Origin of the sequence: Desulfosporosinus sp. (genome assembly GCF_014237355.1) — a bacterium.
GTDB lineage: Bacteria > Bacillota > Desulfitobacteriia > Desulfitobacteriales > Desulfitobacteriaceae > Desulfosporosinus.
The window spans coordinates 12,608-34,847 of the sequence record NZ_JABZFS010000090.1 but is presented as its reverse complement, the minus strand read 5'-3'; the positions used below and the strand labels follow the sequence as shown (position 1 = coordinate 34,847).

Genomic DNA, 22,240 nt, shown 5'->3' with positions numbered 1-22,240 from the left:
TTTGTATTTCTTATTTATGAAAGTCCTTGAAGTCAAAATTTATTAGTTGCTTTTCTTCAATTCGCTAAGACGTTGATTAAAATAGGTTTTGACTTCCTCTACATATTCAGGTTTTAGGGAATATTTTTGAAAGACACAGCTAAAATCTCTATCTAAACCGTAGGTTCCTGATTCAACCCATTCTTCATCAAGAGTGCAAGTCATATTAATCTGATCGTATAAATAGCCGGAGCCTGTGATTTTTTCCAATAAACTATGTAACTCGTCATCTATTTTTTGATGCGGTAGAACAAGATTAAAAGGCTTTTTATAATTCCCATATTGATACGTACCTTCTTCTTCCCAGACAAAAGGCTTATCACATAATTCTAAGATAGCGTGACACGTTTTAATCATCTCTGCCTTATCGTCAGATTCTATGCACATTTTTAACACCTCTAATGTTTTTACGCCTATTATACAACGATCAAGTGCCAAAAATGAACTTAATAGTTTATTATGAAAGTTCTTGAATGAGACTAATTAACCTATGATCAAACTCTATTTTCTCTTCCAGGTAGAACGTCCTTCCTATCCCCAATCACCTTCCAAATTCAAGATTTTCCAAGTCGAATAGTGGATGAATTTAATATTCGAATCAAGTAGAAGAAAAGGTAGCCGTGTAAATTGAATCGGCTACCTTTCAGGGTTTATTATTATTCAAATCCATTGGGATGACCTAAGTGCCAGGCCCAGGCGCTTTTTATTATCTGTTCTAGGGAACTATACTGGGGCGTCCATCCCAGAGAGTGTTGAATCTTTTCAACTTTGGCTACGAGTATATCTGGATCACCCGGTCGGCGAGGGGATTCAAGCACAGGAATCCTTCGGCCTGTGACTTGGCGAGCGGTTTCAATGACCTCTCTGACGCTATACCCTGAACCCGTGCCCACATTATAAACTCCGCTGCCTATCCCTTTCCCTAATGCTTCTAAAGCTAAAATATGAGCCTTTGCCAAGTCAAGGACATGAATATAATCTCTGATACACGTTCCATCCGGTGTGGAATAATCTGTACCAAAGATACTTATAGTCTCTCGTTGTCCCAATGCTGTCTTCAAGATCAGAGGAATTAAGTGAGTTTCAGGAAAATGGTCTTCTCCAAGAGAACTATCTAAAGCTGCACCGGCGGCATTAAAATAGCGTAGAGCAATCCACTCAAGGCCATAGGCCTTCTCTAACCAGGAAAAGGATTGTTCGATCATGAGCTTAGAGAACCCGTAAGGATTAATTGGAGTTGTAGGTGCACTTTCCGGAATAGGTACTTCTTCCGGAATCCCATAAGTTGCTGCTGTAGAGGAAAAAATAATTCGTTTCACCCCGGCCTCAAGGAGCGAACTTACAAAGCGATTTGTTTTAGCAGTATTTTCTTCGAAATAAAGGTCTGGTTTTTCTGCGGATTCCCCAACCAAGCTTCGAGCCGCAAAATGGATAACGGCACTGATTCGCTCTTGTTCTACGACCTTTCGAACTAGACGTGAATCTGCTATGTCTCCCTGGTAAAAGGGAACATCTCTCGGGACCGATTGTCGATGTCCTGTCACTAAGTTATCAAGAACGACTGGTTTATAACTTTGCTCTAACAATGTTTTAACAGTATGACTGCCGATATATCCGGCTCCCCCGGATACCAGAATGGACTCCATAATAAACCCCTCTTTTTCAAAAACTTACTTAAATCGTGATTTCAGTTAACTAAACTGACTTTGGACCTTTATTGGGTTATTGCTTGATTCCGGTCGTGTTGCTAAGTAAACGCCAATAATTACGATGGCAGCACAGATTAATTTTATAAGTGTAATGGTTTCTCCTAAAATTGTCACAGACTGGATAATTGTAAAGATAGGGACTAAATTAATAAAAACCGCAGTGCCAGAAGCACCAATGCGTTGAATAGCAATCGCCTGGAAAAGGTAACCCAATACTGAGGCAAATACGCTCATATACAAGATGGACAGCCATCCTCTTGCTGTGGTTGTCGATAGATAGGAGGATGGGTTTTCCCATATGACGAAAGGAATAGAAATAACTACACAAGTTAAGAATGTATAGGCAATGACCATGAACGGTGTCAGTCGATAGTGTTTCATATACCGACGACTAAGTAGAGAATATAGTGAAAAGCAAAAGACCCCGATAAGCATCAGAAAATCGCCATGATTCATTTGAAATTGAGAGATCAACAGCATATCTCCATTGGTAATAAAGAGAAAAACACCACCGAAGGATAGAAAAATTCCAACGATTCTTAAAGGAGTTAAATGCTCGCTAAAAAAAGCAGCGGCTAGAAGTGCGGTGACCATGGGATTAATAGCACCAATAAGTGATGAATTGATCGCCGTGGTATAGTTCAGGGAAGTAAAAAATAAGGCGTGATAGCAAAAGGTTCCGATGAATCCTAGAAAGAGTAATGGCGGCCATTGCTTACCATGGGGGAAAAGGTTTTTCGGCTCCTTCAGGTACAAGATTGTAAAAATAAAGGGCAGGGCGAAGAGAAAACGGAAGAAGGTCAGGGCAAAGGGTGGAAACTCTTGAATAGAAAATTTTCCCGTTATAAAGGCGCCAGACCAGAGGATACTGGTCAGCACCATGAGCAGACGGACTTGTTTATCGGACACGGATACACATCTCCTATTTACACAAAACTATCCCAACTGCTTAATCGTACCATGTATTAAGCAGTAGTCAATCCATTCAGACAGAGATTTAGTACAAGAATTTATAGGAGAAGGGTTTCCATCCTGATTCGAAGTCCCCCAGGTACCTCTATTATTTGTTAGAAAGTAGTGGGTATGATATAGTTAACTGAGAAAGATTGGGGGTTTTTAGGATGCCGCGGATGGTGATTTTAGACGGAAACAGCCTTGCGAATCGCGCCTTTTATGCTCTCCCACCGTTAACTACAGCCGATGGGAGACCAACAAATGTTCTGCATGGTTTTCTGACCATGCTCTTTAGATTAGAACAAGAGCAACATCCAGATTATTGGGTGGTGGCTTTCGATAAAACAAAGGCAACCGTGCGGATTGAGCAGTATGCCGGTTATAAAGCGCAGCGCAAAGAAACCCCTGAGGGACTGCGCCCACAATTTGATTACCTGAAAGAAATTCTTAAAGAAATGGACGTACCTATGCTCGAGCTGGCTGGTTATGAAGCGGATGATCTAATTGCCGCAATAACGAAACAAGCAGAAGCCCAAGGTATGGAAATTCAGATTTATACAGGGGATAAAGATGCCTTGCAACTTATTTCACCTAGGACGAATATTTTCCTTACTAAGAAAGGGATTAGCGAAGTCGAACGTTATGATGAAACGGCCTTATGGGAACGTTACCAACTGCGTCCTCATCAAATCATTGATCTCAAAGGTTTGATGGGTGACACCTCGGATAATATCCCTGGAGTACCGGGGATCGGCGAAAAGACGGCACTGAAACTACTTTGGGAATTTGAAACCGTCGAAGGGGTTTTAGAGAATGTTGATAAAGTTTCTGGGAAAAAGGTACAAAGCAATCTAAAGGAATATACTGATCAGGCGATTCTCAGCAAAAAGTTAGCAACAATGTTGACTGAGGTTCCTCTAGAATTTTGTAGCGATGATTTTGTTTATCGTCGTTCCACTGCGATTAAAGTACTTCCTGTCTTGCAAAAATATGATCTCAAAAATGTAACTCGTTTGTGGCAAGAACGGCATAAGGATGAGGAAGAGATTCCTAATGGAAGCCCGGACGAGGTATTAGAAAGCTGGCCTGAACGTATATTGACAGAAGAGGGATGGCTTGCCCAGATTGAAGAATGGCAAGGAAAAAACACCCCACTCACCTTAGCCTGCAGATATGAGGGAACCGGGTTACAAGGGGGTCGCTGGTTGGAATGGGGAGTGGCTACCCAAGGCCAGAAGTTTACGCTAACGCGAACAATGATATCTACGAAGGTATTTGAAGCATGGCTCAAATTGATGGGAAGTAATCAGGTTCCTAAAACCTTAGCGGACAGCAAAACCGTGGCCCTATTGCTAGCTAATGAAGGTGCAGCCTTAAAGGGACTTGCTTTAGATCTAAGCTTAGCATCATATTTAATTCAATCTTCACGCCCGAAATTTGCTCCATTAGATCTAGTCAAAGAGTATTTTCCTAATCAAGTGGTTTTCGAGAACATTGCTGAAGAAGCAGCAGCCTTGGCTCAAGTTGCTCCTAAGTTCGAAGAAGAAATAAACGCTCTGGGCCTTTCGGAACTGCTTCATAACATCGAAGAACCCTTAAGCTTAGTGCTCGCAGAAGTGGAAAAGCATGGAATTGGGATTGATTCTGAGCAATTAAAAACGTTTGGTGAAGGAATAAGTCTGACTCTAAGACAGTTAGAGCAGGAGATCTATGCCCTTGCTGAGGAAACTTTCAATATTAATTCTCCTAAACAGTTGGGAACCATTCTTTTTGAGAAGTTAGGCCTGCCGACGGCGAAGAAGACAAAAACGGGTTATTCCACGGATGCGGAGACCTTAGAAGAACTTCGAACAGCTCACCCCGTAGTAGCAAAGATCCTCGACTATCGGCAGTTGAATAAATTGATGTCTACTTATGTAAATGGTCTTCTTGCTCAAGCAAAGGAAGGCCGGATTCACACCACCTTTCAACAAACTGTAACGACAACCGGTCGTTTATCGAGTACGGAACCTAATTTACAGAACATCCCGATTCGGCTTGAGCAGGGACGCCTACTAAGAAAAGTCTTTCATCCAACGGAACCTGAATGGGTGTTGCTATCTGCTGATTATTCACAAATTGAGCTTCGAATATTAGCCCACTATTCTCAAGACCCCCTTTTATGTGAATCATTCGCCTTAGGACAGGATGTCCACACTCGAACCGCAGCAGAAGTCTTTGGTATTTCACTTGATGAAGTGACCTCGGACATGCGAAGAAGTGCCAAAGCGGTTAATTTTGGACTGGTATACGGTTTAACCGAGTTTGGCCTTTCCAGGGACCTAGGAATACCTCGCAAAGAATCGAAGTTCTATATTGAGCAATATTTTAAACGCTATGGTGGAGTCAAACGATATCTGGAAGACGTCGTGACGCAGGCCAAAAAAGAGGGACAAGTTCGAACCTTATTAAATAGACTGCGGCGCATTCCAGAGTTGCTTCACTCCAACCGTGTTAAACGTCAATTTGGAGAACGTATTGCGATGAACACACCGGTGCAGGGTACAGCAGCGGATATTATGAAATTAGCTATGATTAAAGTAGCGGAAGGATTGGCCCCCTATAGAGCGGCAATGCTTCTCCAAGTCCACGACGAACTTTTGCTTCAGGTGGCACCTGAGGATCTGGAGAAGGTTGCCAACATGCTAAAAGATAAAATGGAAAATGCCTATCCACTGTCTGTACCAATGACGGTGGACTGCAAGGTTGGACCAAATTGGTATGATATGCAACCGTTTAAGCCGATGGTTAAGGAATGAGGAAAGAACATGCCAGAACTACCTGAAGTCGAAACGATTCGAAGGACATTAGCCCAGCACGTTACTGGTTTAGAGATTAAAGAAGTTAGACTTATCTGGTCCTCTGCAGTCTGTGGTTGGGAAAACCAGACGTTTGAGGCCTTAGTCACAGGACGGAAAATCAAAACCATAGACCGCCGTGGTAAATACCTTTTAATTCGCTTGGATGAAGATTTAACATTAATAGCGCATATGAGGATGACCGGGCGCTTGAATTACTACACCGAAAGCCAAGAACCAGAGAAGCATACTCACGTAGTATTTCGATTGGAACATGGAGAAGTACATTTCTCAGATGTGCGGAAATTTGGACGTATTCAGGCCATACCCACTCCGCTGTGTATTAGTGGATCATCCTTGTGTAAACTAGGTCCTGAGCCCTTGCAGTCAGAATTCACACCCGAAGTTTTGAAAGAACGTTTTGGGAAGAAAACACTCTCTATAAAAGCAGCCTTGCTCGATCAGCACGTCCTGGCAGGTTTGGGTAACATTTATGTTGATGAATCTCTTTTTCAGGCAGGAATATCTCCTGAACGAAGAGTAGACACCTTAACGGAGGAGGAAATCTTAAGACTCCATGGCGCTATTAAAAATGTGCTTCAAGCAGGAATCGATGCTCAGGGCACTTCTTTTCGGGATTATCGGGATGCCAATGGAGAAAAAGGATCCTTTGAACAGGCCCTACAAGTGTACGGGCGGGGCGGGGAACCCTGCAAGGCCTGTGGACAGACGCTAGAACGCATTCGTCTGGCAGGTCGTACGACGGTATATTGTTTTAGATGTCAGAAGTAGACTGATAAGACAGTTTGCGGTTTTTTGCAATCCATCCAGGTCAGGAGTTGTTTAAGAATGGATTTAAAGCTAGGGGGAAACCCCTAGCTTTTTTGACGAATCAGAAAGTAAAACTTTACAATGAAGTGAAGACTTAAGATTTGAACAGTCAGGCGACGACTAATTAAATTAAAAGCATTTGAGTGAGTTGCCATTACATATAGTTTTGGTGTAAGTTATTTGATGAATATATATATATGTCATTTGATTAAACGGAGTGCCCGAGAACCCTTAAATGCTCGCTGAACTGCAGAGTTACTAGAAAACTGTTACTTTCGAAGTCTTGTATGATCAACTGGAGTCTGGGTCTTAATGTATAACGCGGCGCAAATTCTTAAACGTTAAGTGAAATGTCCCTATCGAATTTGGCTTTCGGGTCATAAAAAAAGACCTTCTTCAAGACTAGTTAAAGTCCTTTCCAAAAGTCTTTCTCACTTTTATGAAGTTGTTTGCGAAGAATTCTATCCCATAGTTTCTTAGGAATCTCTTTACTAACGGCATGGCTTATTTTTGTTCGTAGAAGGGTTCCATCATTCAGGACTTTTTCGTAGTACCAATGATCCGTGTTACGAGCCATAACCCAACCATTCTTCTCGCAATAACGTTTCAAATCTCCAAACTTTGGTGCCATAGCCTACGATCCTATCAAAGTACGGATTTCTTCGTCGTTTTCACATAGCATAATTCTCAATACATATGGGAAATGGTGTGTTCGGTTTGGGGCATTAAGAAATAATTGGGAACGGTTTGAATAATCTTGGGCATATAGTTTAATGTCTTCGACCAAGTCCTTTGCGGCTAACTCTAATGTTGAGTTATTAACATAAATCTCAAGAGCATCAAGAGCAAGTGTTATTGATCCATCGTCTTCTTGAATAATTTCAGGAATTAATTTGTAGTCTTCTAGTACCATCTTGAGCAGATCAACTCGGAGCATTGCAACTTGTTCAGTGTGTTTTCTTTTTACAATTGCAGGGTTAAAAGAGTTGAAGACAGAGTCATACAGGGATGAAAATTGACTCCTTGCCTCAGTAAATTGTAATTCAGTCAACATAGTCATTCCTCCCTCACCTCCAATAATATCATATGCAATAACTTACGTACAGTATGACCAGAATGTACAGAATGTATAAATCGAGAGGTTATACGTTTTGTTTAGACTCAATTTATCATTATAACTTTACTTCTAGCGGTGAAGTAGCGATTACTTACTATCTTGTTGAAATCCCATTTATGGTTTTAACTATCTTATCTACAATTTGGATTTGCATTTTTTACAGAATCAAATACGGAATCGAAATAAGCGACTAATTATTTTACATTGTACTAACTGCAAATGAATATTACTAATTTGTTTAGCATGAATCTAGTAACCAGACTTCTGGAACCCTCAGAACGCGTTAAGCACATAGCAAGGAGTATGCAAGGTTGGCAAATGATTTTAAGGTAAAACAGATTACAAGATTATATGAAAGTTGCAATAAGTGTGGGTTACCCACATTGACTTGTATTTGTAATCAAGTGAGTCCGATAGCAACAAAGTCAAAGTTTTGGATTTTAGCCAGTAAAAGGGAATTTTACCGACCATCTAGTACAGGAAGATTGCTCGAGTTAATAAACCCAGCCTCAACCGAAATTTTTTTATGGGAACGTACCAGCCCACCAATAGGGCTATTAGAAAATATTAATTCTTATAAAGGTAAAATCTTTCTACTATTTCCCGAAGATGAGGAATCTTCAACTAATAGAACTGTAGATTATTTGAATCTAGGAAGCGCATTTATTCTAATAGATGGTACATGGAAGGAAGCTAGAAAGATAATTCGAAAGAGCGAGTATTTAAAGGATATTCCTATAGTCTCAATAACCCCGGATTATCAAACTAAGTTTATTCTACGAAGAGGCAGGGTCGAAGGAACACTTTGTACCCTTGAGGCGGCGATGGAAATTTTAAGAATGGTTGGAGAGATTGAAGAGCAACAAACCTGCGAGAAATACTTTAGTATGTTTTTGAAACATTATCAAGCAGGTGTAAGCTCTCATTTGCCTAAAGAATAGTGCCTTCGAATAAAAGGCATTTCTCATAACTTTGAGTCAGGCTTCCTTGGTTTGTGCGGTAATAACAAGGGCTTAGCCCTTGCGAGTAAAGATGGGAGAGAATGAGAATGTTCTTGCGAAGATTGATTTTTTTAAATGAAAGGATTCCAAGTCACAAGGTCTACCCATTCTCTATAAATGCGTTTCAGAGATTGGAAACGATAGAGTTTAACAAAAGTGTTACTTTTTTTGTAGGTGAGAACGGGTCTGGAAAATCGACGCTCCTTGAAGCTATTGCCTTTAAATGTGATTTCAATACGGCTGGTGGAGGTAAGAATAACTTTTATGAAGTCCATTCCGCTGAATCAGCTTTAGGTGATTTCATAAGGCTTTCCTGGGCACCGAAAATAACGAATGGTTTTTTTCTTAGGGCCGAAAGCCTATACAACTTTGCATCTCATATTGATAGTCTCGGCCCATCTGCATATGAGCCATATGGTGGAAAATCGCTACATAAACAATCACATGGAGAATCCTTCTTATCTCTATTCGCAAATAGGTTTGGAAAACAAGGGATCTATCTATTAGATGAACCAGAGGCTGCTCTTTCTCCAGCTCGTCAACTCACTTTGTTGAGGATCATAAGGGATTTAGAACAAGACAGTCAATCCCAGTTTATTATTGCGACGCATTCTCCAATTATTTTGGCTTACCCAGGTGCACAGATTCTCGATTTCGATACTTCACCGATCTCTCAGACGACTTATGAAGATACTTCGCATTATCAGATTACCAGAGGTTTCTTGGAAAATAGAGGTCGTTATTTGCGGAAACTCTTCGAAGAGTAGGCAAACCTTCGAGAAATTATACACTATGTTGGAAAGGTGTGACATATTTGGATAAAACGAAGAGGACTATAGAGACATACGATAAGCATGCGGATTCATATCAAAACAAGTTCATGAATTTCGAGAGTTACAAGACTAAATTAGAGGGATTCTGCAATATTCTATTGCCCAGAGCAAAGGTTTTAGATGTCGGATGTGGTCCCGGAAATACTGCAAAGCTCCTGGTCGAAGCCAATAAGGGATTTGAGATCGAAGGTATCGACCTTTCTAGACAGATGATTAATCGTGCACGGGCAAATGTACATTCTCCAAAGGTCAACTTCCTTGTTGGAGATATTAGAGACATGAATTTAAAGGGGAAGGTGTATGATGCTGTCATAGCGTCTTTTTGCTTACCCCATTTATCAAATGAGGAAGCTGAGAAACTGGTTGACGATATAGGTCAAGTATTAAGTAAGGGTGGTTTCCTATATTTAAGTTGTATGGAAGGTTCAAAGTCGGGTTTCGAAACAACTAGTTTTAGTCCTAATGACTACATATTCTTCAACTACTACTCGGAAGATTTCATTAGACAAATACTGGTAAAGAATGATTTAGAGATACTGCAAATTCAACGAGATTTATATCCTGAAAGCGACGGCACAACAACAGTAGACATGTTCGTTTATGCCCAAAAGATTAGCTAAAAAGGGCGTCGGTACACCTGAGGGTTTGGACACTTAGCCATAATGAAAACGGTTGGTACGCTAAGCCTATAGTTTAGAACAACTTTAATTGGGCCTAAACGATAAGAAAAGGAACCCTTCCGAAAGTAAGAGTTCCGTCTAAGTTATTATGAACAAATCTTAATAATTTTACTTAACGTCATTATTTGTAAAAAGGAAAGATAAAGAGTAAATGCCTGCTATACCAACTAGTGAATAAATTATCCTGCTTAACCCAGATGAGGCTCTAAATGTATCTCCACCGAAAAGAGAAGTGACAAGGTCCCATTGAAAGACACCGACTAGCAACCAGTTGATAGCTCCGATAATTACAAGTATTAAAGCGGCTTTTGATAACCAATTCATTATAATGCCTCCCTTATTCTATTTTCTTTATTATTGGTATATTTTAGTTTTTTTATACCTCACTCGTTTAATGTACGAAGAATTTTGAGGATTCGTAGGATCGAGTCGCTCCAAAATATGGTATGATATATTCATAGATTCTCTTATGGATGGAGATTAAATTAATGAACTCTTTGAAAATCCGAATTTTTAGGAGGAGTTTCTATGGTCAAAAAAACGTATACCGAGAAACTAAATAATTCAGGAGATTTGCCAAAGACCGAATTCATAGGCTTTGACAATAGCATGGCGAAGCGTTTCGGCTGTGGTAATATGCTAATAGCTGCCCCTATCGAATATGATGAGGTAATGAAGAGAATTCCTAAAGGTAGAATCATTACTTCAAACGAAATTAGAGCATATTTAGCGAAGAAACATGATGCTGACTTCACTTGTCATCTTACAGCCGGAATTTTTATTAACCTTGCTGCAAATGCGTCCCAAGAAAGCCAGAATTCAGAAAGCGGAGAAATCACTCCATATTGGCGAACTTTGAAAAAAGGTGGAGAATTAAATCCAAAGTATCCTGGGGGAATTGAACATCAGAGGATGTTATTGGAGATGGAAGGGCACATAGTGATCAATAAGGGCAAACGTTATTTTGTTAAGGACTATGAAAGAGCTTTATATGAATTGCAATAATACTTAATTTATATTCTATTTTCTCTTGTTATGTTGGGAATTAGTTTGAAAAATCCTAATGTCGGGCGATTCATTCTGGGTATGTTTTTCCTTGTTATGGCCCAATATCAAAAAAAATCTCCAGGAGAGGAAATGACTTGTTTTTGTTACCTAAGAGACATATGATCAATTATTCTTTCCTAGTTATCATTGTTGTGACCCTAGGTTTATGTTCTAGACGTTTTTCAATATACCTTCCGGATTGGATTAACCTATATTTAGGTGATGCTTTATGGGCACTCATGGTTTTTTTCTTGTGTGGCCTTCTATTCAGGAGTCGAGAAACAAGATGGATTGCGGTGGCTGCGTTGCTTTTTTCTTTTGCTATTGAAATTAGTCAATTGTACCATTCTCCATGGGTTGATTCATTAAGGGCAACCAGGCTTGGCGGACTAGTTTTAGGTTACGGATTTTTGTGGAGGGATTTGATTTCTTACGCTATTGGAATCGGGATCGGTGTATTAATTGAGATGCTCTTACTTATTAACTACAAAAATTTAAAAGTGCAATAGAAAATAGATGTAACTTTATGTGTTTGTTTGAGAACAGCGTGTGTGATATTATTAAATTTAGAGGCAACTAAGCGGATATAACATGGAATCAAGAGAACCGCCCTTGCTTCCACTGAAAATAAAGGGGCTATCTAGAGAAATGAGTGTTTTATTTTGCCGGGATTGTGGCGTTGATATATCAGGTGAGCCGCTGTTTCGGCGGATTAGTTTTACTTTGGAAAATGGAGAAAAGGCTGCTTTGGTCGGTCCAAATGGAGCGGGTAAAACAACCCTTATTCGAGCTTGTTTAGGAGATGTGCGCTTAGAAAGTGGAGAAGTTCAAATTTTAGGTTCCTATGGTTATCTTCCTCAGACTCCGGTTGTGGAGGACGAGGGGAGCGTTTTTGAGTGCGTAATCCAGGAACGAGCGGATCTATTGCAAATGCAGGAACAACTGCGTGAGTTAGAGGATAAGATGGCTTCTACGCCTAGTGAGAAAATCATGGAGCAGTATGCAGTCTTAACTGAATCATTTGAGCGCCAGGGGGGTTACGCTTTAGAAGCTTTAGTCCGAAGAATATTAGCAGGGCTAGGTCTTGAAGCGGAGACTAATTCCCAAGTCTCGAAGTTGAGCGGTGGACAGAAGACTCGGTTAGCCTTATGTAAGCTTTTGCTTCGAGGACCTGAACTCTTGATCTTGGATGAACCTACGAATCATTTGGATATTGCAGCCATGGAATGGCTTGAAGGATATTTGCGAGATTATCCTGGGGCCCTGCTGATTGTTTCTCATGACCGATACTTTTTAGATCGTACCGTGTCACGTGTTTTTTGCCTGGAAAATGGCGGACTTAAAGGTTATACCGGGAACTATTCGGAATTTGAATTGCTGAAAGTTCTTGAAGTTAAAACATTAGGTCGGGAAGCTGAGCGGTTAGCCAATAAGATCGCTAAACTTGAGGAATATGTCCGCAGAAATAAGGCTGGAGTCAATTCTAAGCAAGCCCGAGGACGTGAAAGCCAGTTACAAAAACTAAATCCGATTCAGGTTACAAAGGTAGACCACGGACTTTCAATTTCACTTGGAAATGGAGGGCGAAGCGGCAACCGAGTCCTCTTAATTGAAAACCTCTCGATTTCTTTTGGTTCTCGAACACTTTTCAAGAACGTTGAATTAGATTTGAGGCGCGGAGATAAAGTAGCCTTATTAGGCAAAAATGGTATTGGCAAAACTACTGTACTTAAGGCGATTCTGCAACAGGTTCCTTTTAAGGGAACGATTCGTTTAGGTGCAAATGTAAAAATTGCTTATTATTCACAGGAACACGAGAATCTAGGTACTACTGGAAACGTTATGGATGAAATCCGCGATGTCTCGAAATTAAAGGACCCTGAGATACGAAATTTACTAGCACGATATGGTTTTAGAAAAGATGATGTGTTTAAACTAATTTCTGTTCTAAGCGGCGGCGAAAAGAGCCGGTTAGCTTTATGTAAACTTTTCCTAGAGCAAGGAAATTTGCTCTTGCTTGATGAACCGACGAATCACTTGGATGCGGAAACCCGTGGTGTACTGGAAGAAGCTCTTCAGGAGTACGAGGGGACCGTACTTGTGGTTTCACATGATCGTTACTTTCTAGATAAAGTTGTTAATAAAATTGCGGAACTCAAATCTGAAGGGCTATTGCTGTTTGAGGGAGATTATACTGGGTTTAAGGAATATAAACAACAAGAGGAAATGAGAGTTACTCCCATCGAAGGTAGTTCAAAGCCAAGTAGTTTAGATCAGCAAGAAAGCCGTAATCTTGCACGCGAAAAAAAGAGAATGAAGCAGCTTGAATTGGAAATAGAACAGTTAGAAGAAGTTCTCCAAACCCTAGAAGAGGAACTTGCAAGCGCGGATACTAATTATGAGCTGGCGATGAAGCTTCATGAAGAGTGTGAAAAGATCAGGCACAGGAGAGATAGTGTATTAGAAGAATGGATCGCTGGCAATGATTGATTTCACCAAATAGCCTTTGATTCCATATATTATCCTGAAGTCGCAAGATGGAGGGATACATATTATGGGGGTAGCTCTACTTATGGCAGTGGCTTTAAGTCTGGATGGATTTGGGGTCGGATTGGCGTATGGACTACGCCGTATTCGGATACCAGTCAATTCACTTATCGCTATTGCAATGTGTACAGTTTTGGCAATGGGAATATCCATGCTCTTTGGCGGTTGGGTAACGTTATGGCTTGAATTAATTCCAGCACGTTTGTTGGGAGCGTTAATTTTGTTGACCCTAGGGGTTTTTCAGCTTGGGAAAGCAATCTGGAACCGTAAACAGGAGGGTTTTCCGGAAGCGGTACCTGCGATGGCTATGGCCCAACCCAATCCTGCCTTAGAGCCTATATTTCGATTCCAATTACGTTTTTTTGGTTTAGTTATTCAGGTACTTAAGACACCAGATATTGCAGATGTTGATGGTTCTGGAGTTATTAGTTTACGGGAGAGTATCTTGCTGGGGAGTGCACTGGCAGTCGATGCTTTTGCTAGTGGAATCGGTGCGGCAATGGCTGGAATGACGATATCGGTTATCGGGATCGTAGCTTTGACCCAGATTATGATGTTGCGTTTAGGACAACAAATGGCTGGCAAAATACCAGTCAATTGGACAGATAAAGCGGAATATTTGCCTGGAGCAGTATTAATTTTGATCGGACTTGGAAAATTGATCTGAGGTGATACACATGTTTAATATCGGACTGACTGGTGGAATCGGGAGCGGTAAATCTACAGTGGCCCAATGGTTTATTAAGCAAGAGGTTCCAGTGCTTGATGCTGACAAAACGGTTCACCGTTTGTTGCAATCGGATCAGAGAACGATTACAAGACTGATCGAAGAATTCGGCTCGGATATTCAAACTGACAATGGGCAAATCAATCGTTCACGATTAGGAGTAAGGGTTTTCAATGATGATGATGCACGAAAGCGCTTAGAGCGCATCGTGCACCCTCGCGTGAAGGAATGCATGAACGAGGAGAAAGACGCTCTAAGGAAGTCCGGGGCTATGGTTTGTGTATGGGATGTACCGTTGCTTTTCGAAGCAGGGCTTGAAACCTCTGTGGATGAAGTTTGGGTTGTGTGGGTACCTAAGGACGTGCAGATTTCTCGCGTTCTCACAAGGGACAAGCTGAGTCTTGACGAGATTGAAGCCCGTATAGCTGCCCAAGGATCGCTAGATGAAAAACGTCAACGAGCAGATGTTGTCATCGATAATTCTGGAAATGAACGTCAAACAGTAAGACAACTTGAACATGCGTGGGAAAAATTACTACAAAGACTTAATGTTAATCATTCATAATTATCAGAGCCAAGTTAATAAACTTACGATAATGACCTTTATATTGAGAAGAGGAGATGGGATGGCTAAAAAGAGATTTAAGCGTTGGATAAATGGACAAAAGATTACTTTGCTTGTTATTCTTGCCGTCCTACTAGGGTATAGTATATGGCAACAATCAGACTTGCAGAAGATTATTTATCCCTACCCACATAGGATTATTATAGAGAAATACTCAGCTCTTTACGGCGTTGATCCTTTATTCGTGCTTGCAGTAATACGAGAAGAAAGCAAGTTCCTTCCTCAATCTGAATCAAATAAGGGTGCTAAAGGGTTAATGCAATTGATGCCTAAGACGGCACAGTCAATTGCTGAGAGTATTGGAGATAAAGAATACAGTGACAAGGATTTGCTAAATCCTGAGAAGAATATTCAATATGGTACATGGTATCTGGCTAGTCTCCAAAAGTTATTTTCTAATAATCAAACCCTAGTAATTGCTGCCTATAATGGTGGACAAGGACATGTAAAAGAATGGATTAAATCGGGCCAGATTGACCCCGGAAATATTCGCAAACAAGATATTCCATTTAAAGAGACGCGAGACTATGTAGGGCGTGTCTTAAATAGTTATCAGAAGTATATTAAACTTTACCGTACATAAGTGTATGAGGAAAAGAAGCAGTGCCCAAGGTTTGTGATTTGCATAACAAAAATTTAGGGATAACAGTAAACTAACTATGAAAGGAATGTGTTTTTTGAAAGAAGTTAATACTGAAGAAGTACATAACATTCTAACGCGATTAAAGACTGTGCGTGGTCATATTTCAGGGGTAGAACGTATGATAGAGGAAGAGAAGAGCTGTGAAGAAATTTTATTACAACTTGTAGCTATTCGTTCAGCTGTACATAAAACATCTGTTATAATCGCACAACGTTATGCAAGTTCCTGCCTTCTAGAGGCCATCGACTCAGGGGAGGATCGTCAAGAGGTGCTGAATAACGCTATTGAAACCCTTATGAAACTAAATCAATAACTCTTTTAGTCTACCGTCAACCTTTCTTGGTGGCGGTTTTTTTATTATAGGTATAGGTGACAGTGAAATCATGGATAAGAGTAAAAACTCGTGAAACAATAAATAAGATAATTGGTAAGTTCTTAAATATTTACATTTTATCAAAGTTTTAATTGCATTATTAAATAAATTTGATATACTTTATTTGAGCATATGCCCAAAAGGAGCTGGTTCAATGCCAAGGCAACGTTGTTGTGGCCTGATCGACGATGCAATAGTCTGCCAAACGTTTATTCCTCTTGGACAAACATATTTAGAAGAAATAAATATTAAGCTGGAGGAATTGGAGGCCATTCGCCTTAAAGACAAAATAGGTTTGGATCAAGTCGATTGTGCAGCGTCAATGGGGATTTCCAGAGCTACGTTTCAGCGAATTTTAGGTGCTGCTAGGTCAAAAATTGCTTCTGCTTTAGTAGAAGGACGACCTATAATCATTCGAGGTGGTCACTATTTAATGAAAAACCGAGTGTTTGAGTGTGTTGGATGCGGACATGTCTGGGAGGTTGTACCATGTGCCGCAGGGGGGAAACATGGATATGAAATCCCTTGTCCAATGTGTGGGAGCATGAAAAAGATGAGGATTAATAAAGGGTCTAAACGTTTCTGTAACCACGGTCATCACGAGGAGACTAAATGAAGATTATAGGTAGAAGCTGTCGGGTCTGAAAAAATTAGTTTTAGGAGGTTTAATACTATGTCAAAAAAAATAGCAATTCCAACAAATGGTGAGGACTTAGATCCGCATTTCGGACGCGCCGCAGGATTCTCAGTGTTTGAGATTGAAGGAAATGAGGCTCGTTTTGTTGAATTACTAAGTTCAACGGGTCTTCAGCATCAGCATGCAGGACTAGCTAATATGTTTAAAAGTAAAGGCATCGAAGTTCTTGTTTGCGGCGGTATCGGTGGAGGAATGATTAATGGTCTTCATGCTGTAGGCCTTGAGGTAGTATCGGGTGCATCGGGGAACGTGGTTGATGTAGCCAATCGCTATGCCTTGGGTAAGATCGTAAGTACAGGTTCAGTTTGCTCCCATGATCATGGTCATGAGCACGGTCACCATCATCACTAAGTAAGGATAATAGAATACTAGGTTAATTCTTTACCAATTAAGTAAAACAACCCTTAAGTACCGACAAACCTTGACAAACAAAGAATTTGAGGAGTAAGATTAATCTTGTACTCGTTAGTACAAGGGTACTTATTTTATTTGAAAATGGGAGGCAGAAAAGTTGAGCGAGTCATGTAATAGCTGTGCTGCAGCAGGTTCATGTAACACAGAGAGCTGTTCGAGTGCGCCTCAGTTAACCAAGGCGCAGAAAGCCAGTAATGTTAAAAAGGTCATTGCTGTTATGAGTGGAAAAGGTGGAGTTGGAAAATCTTCTGTAACAGGTATGTTAGCCGTAAGTCTCATGCGCCAAGGATTTAAAGTAGGTATTCTAGATTCGGACATAACTGGACCAAGTATTCCTAAAATCTTTGGAATTAAGGAAAGGGCAGGAGCAAGCCAAGGTGGTATTATTGCTCCAACAAGTCGCGGCGGAATAAAGATTATGTCTCTTAATTTGATGATTGAAAATGAAGATGACCCTGTTATCTTACGTGGACCATTGATCACTCAAGTCGTAAACCAGTTCTGGAAGGATGTCATTTGGGGAGAATTGGATTATCTTTTGATTGATATGCCTCCAGGGACTGGGGATGTAGCGATTACCATCTTCCAATCCTTGCCGATTAATGGTGTCGTGATGGTAACAAGCCCGCAGGCCTTGGCGAATATGGTGGTACGAAAAGCAATTAAAATGGTACGTAATTATGAACCGCCAATTTATGGGCTGATTGAAAACATGGCCTATGTCCAATGCCCGGATTGCAGTAAGAAAATAGAAGTCTTTGGGAAACCACAGGGAGAAGAAGAAGCGAAACGTACTTCGATTCCTTTCTTAGGGGCTCTTCCCCTTGATCCTAATCTAGCGACACTATCCGATGCAGGTAAAATTGAGGATTATCGATCATCTGACTTTGATCAAATTGCGCGTAACCTAGCGGATCAGATTAAGTTGAGCAGTGACAAGAATCTTGCGTAAGTAAGCCTACTAAATAGTTAAAAGAGCCTACTTATCTCTCGTCGACCAGAGCCATTGATTTATAAAGTGGGTGTAAGGAACTATTAGTTTCCTTACACCCACTTATATTGAAAAACTATTTGCGAAGATCTAGTTCTGCGGTTAAGGCTGCGATGGATTCTTTTAAGGCCTGAGTCTCAGCTTCATATCGCTTAACCGTATGACCAGGAAGATGCAGACCAGTCTGCTTAAGTACATAGTCTCGTTCCTCTTCTAACTCTTCTAATTCCTCTGACAATGTTTGTAGTCGTCTTTTCAAATCTTCGTTACGCAATACGGATATATCCTCCATGTCTAATCTCTCCTTTGCTTACAATAGAATCATTATAATACAAGGGGAATAAATTTGAGTGTCCTGATTATGACTTTATAGTACGTTTTGGGTGAAATAATTGTGACCTCTCAAAAGATAGTACTCAGAAGGGTTGACAAATGAACGAGAGGCGAATATATTAAGAATGCAATACCATGCCGGGGTATATGGGGGGATATTGGTTGCTAAGAGATAAACCGAGTTTTTCTCTTGATGATGAGGGGAGTTGGAGCTGGATATGGCTGCGTTCATCTTAGAAAAGCTATGCCGGGGGTGCAAACGATGTGTAAATGCATGCCCCGTTCAGGCAATAACTATGCTTTCACATCTTCCGGTCGTGGACCTCACAATTTGTGTCGAGTGTGAAACCTGTATGGAACAGTGTATGCATGGCGCTATTACATTTGTTGTGCCAGAGGAGGGAAATCTGGATGGATAAAAAAGAACTGTTACTTCAACTTAATATTGTAGAGCAAAAGTTGGCCGACGTAAAAGCGCGCTGGCCCTTCCATTCCGTTCAACCAAGAATGGTGGCAGAACGTGAGGATTTAGAAGAGGAACGAGAGCGTTTGCGCAGGTTGCTTTTTCCAGAAGGTGGTACTAATGATTATTAGGCATTTTCAGGATACCGATACAGAGGAACTGGTAGAGATATGGTACAATGCAAGTGTCATCGCGCATTCCTTTATTGCCAAGGAAATGTGGGAATCTCATAAAGATGAGTTAAGAAACAAGTATTTGCCACAGGCAGAAACGTGGATAGCCGAGGAAAATGGTAATTTATTTGGTTTTATATCTTTAGTAGGAAACTACATTGGAGGTTTATTTGTTTCACCAGGCAAGCAAGGTGTGGGAATCGGTACTCATTTGCTTGAGCAAGCCAAAAAAGTAAAAAAGCAATTGCTCGTAGGGGTGTATAGCAAGAATAATGCTGCCAGAAGATTCTATATCAAGAATGGGTTTACATATGTTAGTCAGGAAGTTCAACCAGAAACAGGCGAAATAGTCATTAATATGGCGTGGAGTAAGATGGACATGCCCCTATAACCTTGAATAGACACAACAAAAAGCAACCAGCTAAATGCCTAAGTGCTTTGCTGGTTGCTTTTGTAATTTTATTGTTCACTTATTCTAAAATAGCGCCTTTATTTCCTGACGTTACGGCAGCGGCATATCTTGCAAGATACCCAGTTGTAATACGAGGCTTTCTGGGTTTCCAAGCCGCTCTTCGTTTTTCTAGTTCGGAGTCACTAAGTTTAATATTAATTTCATTAGTCATAATATCAATTTGGATAATATCTCCGCTTTCTATCAAAGCGATATTACCTCCTACTGCTGCTTCAGGAGAAACATGACCAATTGCTGCGCCCCTTGTAGCACCGCTGAACCGCCCATCTGTAATGAGTGCAACGCTTTCTCCAAGTCCCCGTCCCATAATAGCAGAGGTAGGATTCAGCATTTCTCTCATGCCAGGCCCGCCCTTTGGACCTTCATATCGAATGACTACAACATCCCCCGGGGTGATTTGGCCGCTATTAATCGCTTGCATAGCGTCTTCTTCGCAATCAAATACTTTTGCAGGTCCTTCATGTTTTAACATTTCTGGTGCAACTGCAGAGCGTTTGACAACACAGGAGTCAGGAGCGAGATTCCCTTTCAATACGGCGATTCCGCCTGTTTTGCTGTAAGGGTTTTCGACAGGTCTAATGACCTCAGTATTTTTATTTATACAACCTGCGATGTTTTCGCCTACAGTTCTACCTGAACAGGTGATTAAATCCGTTTTGATTAAACCTAATTTGTTGACTTCATTCATGACCGCGTAGATGCCGCCAGCTTCATCAAGTTCTTCTACAAAGTTATGCCCAGCAGGTGCAAGGTGGCAGAGATTTGGAGTTTTGTCACTAATTGCATTAGCGATATCCAGATCTAATTCAATGCCGCATTCATGAGCAATCGCAGGAAGATGCAGCATACTGTTTGTACTGCAGCCTAAGGCCATATCTAAGGTCAAAGCATTTTCAAAGGCATCCTTCGTCATAATATCTCTTGGCCGGATATCCTTTTTCAGCAACTCCATAATTTGCATACCCGCGTGCTTTGCTAGCTGAATACGAGCCGAATAAACAGCAGGGATCGTTCCGTTGCCTTTCAATCCCATTCCCAATACTTCCGTTAGGCAGTTCATACTGTTGGCGGTATACATGCCAGAACAGGAACCACAGGTTGGGCAGCCTTTATTTTCATATTCCTGTAGTTTTTCTTTAGTGATCTTACCTGCTTGGTATTCGCTGACTGCTTCTGAAACATTGGAAAAACTAATTTTCTGCCCATCCACTTTACCAGCAAGCATTGGACCGCCGCTGACGAATATGGTTGGAATGTTTAACCTTGCTGCAGCCATTAACAATCCAGGAACGTTTTTATCACAATTTGGAACCATAACCAGTGCATCGAAAGCATGGGCAAGTGTCATAGCCTCAGTAGAGTCAGCTATCAATTCTCTAGTGACAAGGGAATACTTCATTCCTTGATGTCCCATTGCTAGGCCGTCACATACAGCAATAGCAGGGAAAACAAGAGGAGTTCCTCCAGCCATGGCGACACCTAACTTTACAGCATCGACAATTTTATCTAGATTCATGTGCCCCGGGACAATATCGTTTTTCGAGCTTACAATGCCGATTAAGGGACGTTCAATTTCCTCATTAGTCAATCCTAGAGCATGAAATAAGGCGCGGTGTGGTGAAGTTTTGGTTACTGCATCACTATTCATTGTACAAACACCCCTTTTATAGTAGTTGTATACCTACATTATAAATTGTATGATGTCTAATGTCTATGTGAAAATTATACTAATGGCTCGTTCAACTTTCGATGATTCCAAAACCTCTCATGGCATGGATGATATGAAGTTTCATGGCAGTTTTAGCACCTTCGGCATCTCGTTTTGCTAAAAACTCCATAATCATTCGATGATCATTTAAGGTATTCTGCACCATTTCTTCATTTGAGTCAGACAAAAGGACTCCTTTATCAATGGCCTGATAAAGAATAGGCATCAACCGATTCATAAACTCGTTGTGAGTTGCCTTGGCGATGGATTTGTGAAAGGCCTGCTCAACCTCCGTTCGATCTTGCTTGTTCAATATCATTTCTTCCTCTAACCTGCCATAATACAAAATGCGCTCAAGTTCTTTATCGGTTGCTCGTTTTGCGGCATAATAGGCTGATTGGGGCTCAAAGATTAGACGCATTTCATATAAATCTTTGACACCTAACTGAAGGGTTGAAAGTTCTTTTAAACCAAACTCTTCGTTTAACTCTTGGTTATTCTTAACATAGGTTCCCTTTCCACGTTGGATTTCCAGAACATTGTGAGCGACTAGAATGCGTATAGCTTCTCTTAACGTCGTGCGGCTTACGTGTAGATCTGCAGAAAGCTCATTTTCATTGGGGAGTTTATCTCCTATTGCGAACTTTTTATCTATGGTAATCATAGCGAGAATATCATCTGCTATATTTTCTGCCAGACTTCTTCCTTCTCGTTTCATAAAAAGATCCTCCCTAAAAGTTTAGTCATTATATTCTATCAGACATCTTATTTAAAGCAAGATGTCTGATGTCCAAAGAAAATTTACGATTGTCTATAAAAGAATTCTTAAAGACTTGTTAGACAGGCCATTTCACTGTATTATACTCTTAGAATTGATTATGGCACTGCTCTTTTAGGGCAGTGTTTTCTTGTACTGTCATAAGTATAACTTTAGGGTCCTCTTTCACTCATATCATCCTGAGCGCAGCGAAGGATCTTAACTTGTGTGAAATAGTGCAGAAGTCAAGATTCTTCGGCTACGCCTCA

General features: G+C 40.7%; 27 protein-coding genes. 18 read left to right on the top strand and 9 right to left on the bottom strand.

Translation table 11 applies throughout. From position 1 onward, the window contains the following. Window positions 1–42: 42 nt before the first annotated feature. From HGJ98_RS21710 to HGJ98_RS21700, 3 genes are all read right to left on the bottom strand, one after another. Window positions 43–477, bottom strand: a complete 435-nt coding sequence (locus HGJ98_RS21710) for a nitrite reductase (protein ID WP_367142761.1) — start codon at window positions 475–477, stop codon at window positions 43–45. 218 nt (window positions 478–695) lie between these two features. Continuing rightward, window positions 696–1,685 (bottom strand): UDP-glucose 4-epimerase GalE, encoded by a 990-nt coding sequence (galE, locus tag HGJ98_RS21705; RefSeq protein WP_291353934.1) that lies wholly within the window; start codon window positions 1,683–1,685, stop codon window positions 696–698. A gap of 45 nt (window positions 1,686–1,730) precedes the next feature. Further along, window positions 1,731–2,657 (bottom strand): DMT family transporter, encoded by a 927-nt coding sequence (locus HGJ98_RS21700; RefSeq protein WP_291353932.1) that lies wholly within the window; start codon window positions 2,655–2,657, stop codon window positions 1,731–1,733. Between the two features lie 212 nt (window positions 2,658–2,869). Between HGJ98_RS21700 and polA the strand changes: the two genes are divergently transcribed. After that, a complete protein-coding gene (gene polA / locus HGJ98_RS21695) occupies window positions 2,870–5,500 on the top strand; it encodes a DNA polymerase I (RefSeq protein WP_291353930.1) in 2,631 nt (876 codons plus the stop codon). Between the two features lie 9 nt (window positions 5,501–5,509). Further along, the gene (gene mutM / locus HGJ98_RS21690; RefSeq protein ID WP_291353928.1) at window positions 5,510–6,331 is read left to right on the top strand and encodes a bifunctional DNA-formamidopyrimidine glycosylase/DNA-(apurinic or apyrimidinic site) lyase; all 822 of its coding nucleotides are present in this window, start codon (window positions 5,510–5,512) and stop codon (window positions 6,329–6,331) included. Between the two features lie 445 nt (window positions 6,332–6,776). Here the strand turns inward: mutM and HGJ98_RS21685 are convergent, their stop codons facing one another. Together HGJ98_RS21685 and HGJ98_RS21680 are read right to left on the bottom strand one after the other, a co-directional pair. Further along, window positions 6,777–7,001: a hypothetical protein gene (locus HGJ98_RS21685; protein ID WP_291353926.1), complete on the bottom strand. Its 225-nt coding sequence runs from the start codon at window positions 6,999–7,001 to the stop codon at window positions 6,777–6,779. A gap of 3 nt (window positions 7,002–7,004) precedes the next feature. Beyond that, a complete protein-coding gene (locus HGJ98_RS21680; RefSeq protein ID WP_367142760.1) occupies window positions 7,005–7,430 on the bottom strand; it encodes an exoribonuclease R in 426 nt (141 codons plus the stop codon). A 368-nt stretch (window positions 7,431–7,798) separates the two neighbouring features. Between HGJ98_RS21680 and HGJ98_RS21675 the strand changes: the two genes are divergently transcribed. The 3 genes from HGJ98_RS21675 to HGJ98_RS21665 all read left to right on the top strand — a co-directional run bounded on the left by HGJ98_RS21675 (window position 7,799) and on the right by HGJ98_RS21665 (window position 9,941). Further along, the gene (locus tag HGJ98_RS21675; protein ID WP_291353922.1) at window positions 7,799–8,428 is read left to right on the top strand and encodes a tRNA-uridine aminocarboxypropyltransferase; all 630 of its coding nucleotides are present in this window, start codon (window positions 7,799–7,801) and stop codon (window positions 8,426–8,428) included. Between the two features lie 107 nt (window positions 8,429–8,535). Beyond that, window positions 8,536–9,255 carry an AAA family ATPase gene (locus HGJ98_RS21670; protein WP_291353921.1) on the top strand — a complete coding sequence of 240 codons (720 nt, stop codon included), beginning with the start codon at window positions 8,536–8,538 and terminating at the stop codon, window positions 9,253–9,255. Between the two features lie 47 nt (window positions 9,256–9,302). Then, entirely contained in the window at window positions 9,303–9,941 is a 639-nt protein-coding gene (locus HGJ98_RS21665) for a class I SAM-dependent methyltransferase (RefSeq protein ID WP_291353919.1), read from the top strand. 168 nt (window positions 9,942–10,109) lie between these two features. On the opposite strand, the gene HGJ98_RS21660 is transcribed toward HGJ98_RS21665, so the two are convergent. Further along, the gene (locus tag HGJ98_RS21660; RefSeq protein ID WP_291353917.1) at window positions 10,110–10,325 is read right to left on the bottom strand and encodes a DUF378 domain-containing protein; all 216 of its coding nucleotides are present in this window, start codon (window positions 10,323–10,325) and stop codon (window positions 10,110–10,112) included. A 204-nt stretch (window positions 10,326–10,529) separates the two neighbouring features. Between HGJ98_RS21660 and HGJ98_RS21655 the strand changes: the two genes are divergently transcribed. From HGJ98_RS21655 to HGJ98_RS21610, 10 genes are all read left to right on the top strand, one after another. Beyond that, the gene (locus HGJ98_RS21655) at window positions 10,530–11,006 is read left to right on the top strand and encodes an MGMT family protein (RefSeq protein WP_291353915.1); all 477 of its coding nucleotides are present in this window, start codon (window positions 10,530–10,532) and stop codon (window positions 11,004–11,006) included. A gap of 161 nt (window positions 11,007–11,167) precedes the next feature. Next, window positions 11,168–11,557, top strand: a complete 390-nt coding sequence (locus HGJ98_RS21650) for a DUF2809 domain-containing protein (RefSeq protein WP_291353913.1) — start codon at window positions 11,168–11,170, stop codon at window positions 11,555–11,557. Between the two features lie 139 nt (window positions 11,558–11,696). Beyond that, window positions 11,697–13,538, top strand: coding sequence for an ABC-F family ATP-binding cassette domain-containing protein (locus tag HGJ98_RS21645; RefSeq protein ID WP_291353911.1), 1,842 nt, complete (start codon window positions 11,697–11,699; stop codon window positions 13,536–13,538). A 64-nt stretch (window positions 13,539–13,602) separates the two neighbouring features. Then, window positions 13,603–14,262: a sporulation membrane protein YtaF gene (ytaF, locus tag HGJ98_RS21640; protein WP_291353909.1), complete on the top strand. Its 660-nt coding sequence runs from the start codon at window positions 13,603–13,605 to the stop codon at window positions 14,260–14,262. 10 nt (window positions 14,263–14,272) lie between these two features. After that, the gene (gene coaE, locus HGJ98_RS21635) at window positions 14,273–14,887 is read left to right on the top strand and encodes a dephospho-CoA kinase (RefSeq protein ID WP_291353907.1); all 615 of its coding nucleotides are present in this window, start codon (window positions 14,273–14,275) and stop codon (window positions 14,885–14,887) included. A 61-nt stretch (window positions 14,888–14,948) separates the two neighbouring features. After that, complete coding sequence (locus HGJ98_RS21630; protein ID WP_291353906.1) at window positions 14,949–15,530, top strand: lytic transglycosylase domain-containing protein; 582 nt, start codon at window positions 14,949–14,951, stop codon at window positions 15,528–15,530. 76 nt (window positions 15,531–15,606) lie between these two features. Further along, window positions 15,607–15,903: a metal-sensitive transcriptional regulator gene (locus HGJ98_RS21625; RefSeq protein ID WP_367142759.1), complete on the top strand. Its 297-nt coding sequence runs from the start codon at window positions 15,607–15,609 to the stop codon at window positions 15,901–15,903. 214 nt (window positions 15,904–16,117) lie between these two features. Then, entirely contained in the window at window positions 16,118–16,579 is a 462-nt protein-coding gene (locus HGJ98_RS21620; RefSeq protein ID WP_291353903.1) for a DUF134 domain-containing protein, read from the top strand. A gap of 57 nt (window positions 16,580–16,636) precedes the next feature. After that, window positions 16,637–17,011 carry a NifB/NifX family molybdenum-iron cluster-binding protein gene (locus tag HGJ98_RS21615; RefSeq protein ID WP_291353901.1) on the top strand — a complete coding sequence of 125 codons (375 nt, stop codon included), beginning with the start codon at window positions 16,637–16,639 and terminating at the stop codon, window positions 17,009–17,011. A 160-nt stretch (window positions 17,012–17,171) separates the two neighbouring features. Further along, window positions 17,172–18,026, top strand: coding sequence for an Mrp/NBP35 family ATP-binding protein (locus HGJ98_RS21610; protein WP_291353899.1), 855 nt, complete (start codon window positions 17,172–17,174; stop codon window positions 18,024–18,026). Window positions 18,027–18,141: 115 nt separating this feature from the next. Here the strand turns inward: HGJ98_RS21610 and HGJ98_RS21605 are convergent, their stop codons facing one another. Continuing rightward, complete coding sequence (locus tag HGJ98_RS21605) at window positions 18,142–18,357, bottom strand: hypothetical protein (RefSeq protein ID WP_291353897.1); 216 nt, start codon at window positions 18,355–18,357, stop codon at window positions 18,142–18,144. A 259-nt stretch (window positions 18,358–18,616) separates the two neighbouring features. Here HGJ98_RS21605 and HGJ98_RS21600 point away from each other — a divergent pair, with 259 nt between their 5' ends. Genes HGJ98_RS21600 through HGJ98_RS21590 form a run of 3 tightly spaced genes read left to right on the top strand, consistent with a single transcriptional unit; the run spans window position 18,617 to window position 19,425 of the window. Continuing rightward, on the top strand, window positions 18,617–18,817 hold the full coding sequence (locus HGJ98_RS21600) for a DUF362 domain-containing protein (protein ID WP_291353895.1): 201 nt from the start codon (window positions 18,617–18,619) through the stop codon (window positions 18,815–18,817). Next, window positions 18,810–18,992: a hypothetical protein gene (locus tag HGJ98_RS21595; RefSeq protein WP_291353893.1), complete on the top strand. Its 183-nt coding sequence runs from the start codon at window positions 18,810–18,812 to the stop codon at window positions 18,990–18,992. Before HGJ98_RS21600 ends, HGJ98_RS21595 begins: the two co-directional genes overlap by 8 nt. Next, on the top strand, window positions 18,982–19,425 hold the full coding sequence (locus HGJ98_RS21590; RefSeq protein WP_291353891.1) for a GNAT family N-acetyltransferase: 444 nt from the start codon (window positions 18,982–18,984) through the stop codon (window positions 19,423–19,425). Before HGJ98_RS21595 ends, HGJ98_RS21590 begins: the two co-directional genes overlap by 11 nt. Before the next feature lie 79 nt (window positions 19,426–19,504). On the opposite strand, the gene ilvD is transcribed toward HGJ98_RS21590, so the two are convergent. Then, a complete protein-coding gene (gene ilvD, locus HGJ98_RS21585; protein WP_291353889.1) occupies window positions 19,505–21,154 on the bottom strand; it encodes a dihydroxy-acid dehydratase in 1,650 nt (549 codons plus the stop codon). Between the two features lie 91 nt (window positions 21,155–21,245). Beyond that, window positions 21,246–21,932 (bottom strand): FadR/GntR family transcriptional regulator, encoded by a 687-nt coding sequence (locus tag HGJ98_RS21580; RefSeq protein WP_291353887.1) that lies wholly within the window; start codon window positions 21,930–21,932, stop codon window positions 21,246–21,248. Window positions 21,933–22,240: the final 308 nt, after the last annotated feature.

Excerpts from the sequence above, each read along its gene's own strand:
- HGJ98_RS21625 (WP_367142759.1), top strand. The coding sequence starts at position 15,607 with ATGAAAGGAATGTGTTTTTTGAAAGAAGTTAATACTGAAGAAGTACAT.
- HGJ98_RS21580 (WP_291353887.1), bottom strand. The coding sequence starts at position 21,932 with ATGAAACGAGAAGGAAGAAGTCTGGCAGAAAATATAGCAGATGATATT.
- ilvD (WP_291353889.1), bottom strand. The coding sequence starts at position 21,154 with ATGAATAGTGATGCAGTAACCAAAACTTCACCACACCGCGCCTTATTT.
- galE (WP_291353934.1), bottom strand. The coding sequence starts at position 1,685 with ATGGAGTCCATTCTGGTATCCGGGGGAGCCGGATATATCGGCAGTCAT.
- coaE (WP_291353907.1), top strand. The coding sequence starts at position 14,273 with ATGTTTAATATCGGACTGACTGGTGGAATCGGGAGCGGTAAATCTACA.
- HGJ98_RS21590 (WP_291353891.1), top strand. The coding sequence starts at position 18,982 with ATGATTATTAGGCATTTTCAGGATACCGATACAGAGGAACTGGTAGAG.
- HGJ98_RS21615 (WP_291353901.1), top strand. The coding sequence starts at position 16,637 with ATGTCAAAAAAAATAGCAATTCCAACAAATGGTGAGGACTTAGATCCG.
- mutM (WP_291353928.1), top strand. The coding sequence starts at position 5,510 with ATGCCAGAACTACCTGAAGTCGAAACGATTCGAAGGACATTAGCCCAG.
- HGJ98_RS21670 (WP_291353921.1), top strand. The coding sequence starts at position 8,536 with ATGTTCTTGCGAAGATTGATTTTTTTAAATGAAAGGATTCCAAGTCAC.
- HGJ98_RS21605 (WP_291353897.1), bottom strand. The coding sequence starts at position 18,357 with ATGGAGGATATATCCGTATTGCGTAACGAAGATTTGAAAAGACGACTA.
- HGJ98_RS21630 (WP_291353906.1), top strand. The coding sequence starts at position 14,949 with ATGGCTAAAAAGAGATTTAAGCGTTGGATAAATGGACAAAAGATTACT.
- HGJ98_RS21620 (WP_291353903.1), top strand. The coding sequence starts at position 16,118 with ATGCCAAGGCAACGTTGTTGTGGCCTGATCGACGATGCAATAGTCTGC.
- ytaF (WP_291353909.1), top strand. The coding sequence starts at position 13,603 with ATGGGGGTAGCTCTACTTATGGCAGTGGCTTTAAGTCTGGATGGATTT.
- HGJ98_RS21685 (WP_291353926.1), bottom strand. The coding sequence starts at position 7,001 with ATGGCACCAAAGTTTGGAGATTTGAAACGTTATTGCGAGAAGAATGGT.
- HGJ98_RS21650 (WP_291353913.1), top strand. The coding sequence starts at position 11,168 with ATGATCAATTATTCTTTCCTAGTTATCATTGTTGTGACCCTAGGTTTA.
- HGJ98_RS21660 (WP_291353917.1), bottom strand. The coding sequence starts at position 10,325 with ATGAATTGGTTATCAAAAGCCGCTTTAATACTTGTAATTATCGGAGCT.
- HGJ98_RS21645 (WP_291353911.1), top strand. The coding sequence starts at position 11,697 with ATGAGTGTTTTATTTTGCCGGGATTGTGGCGTTGATATATCAGGTGAG.
- HGJ98_RS21680 (WP_367142760.1), bottom strand. The coding sequence starts at position 7,430 with ATGACTATGTTGACTGAATTACAATTTACTGAGGCAAGGAGTCAATTT.
- HGJ98_RS21600 (WP_291353895.1), top strand. The coding sequence starts at position 18,617 with ATGGCTGCGTTCATCTTAGAAAAGCTATGCCGGGGGTGCAAACGATGT.
- HGJ98_RS21595 (WP_291353893.1), top strand. The coding sequence starts at position 18,810 with ATGGATAAAAAAGAACTGTTACTTCAACTTAATATTGTAGAGCAAAAG.
- HGJ98_RS21655 (WP_291353915.1), top strand. The coding sequence starts at position 10,530 with ATGGTCAAAAAAACGTATACCGAGAAACTAAATAATTCAGGAGATTTG.
- polA (WP_291353930.1), top strand. The coding sequence starts at position 2,870 with ATGCCGCGGATGGTGATTTTAGACGGAAACAGCCTTGCGAATCGCGCC.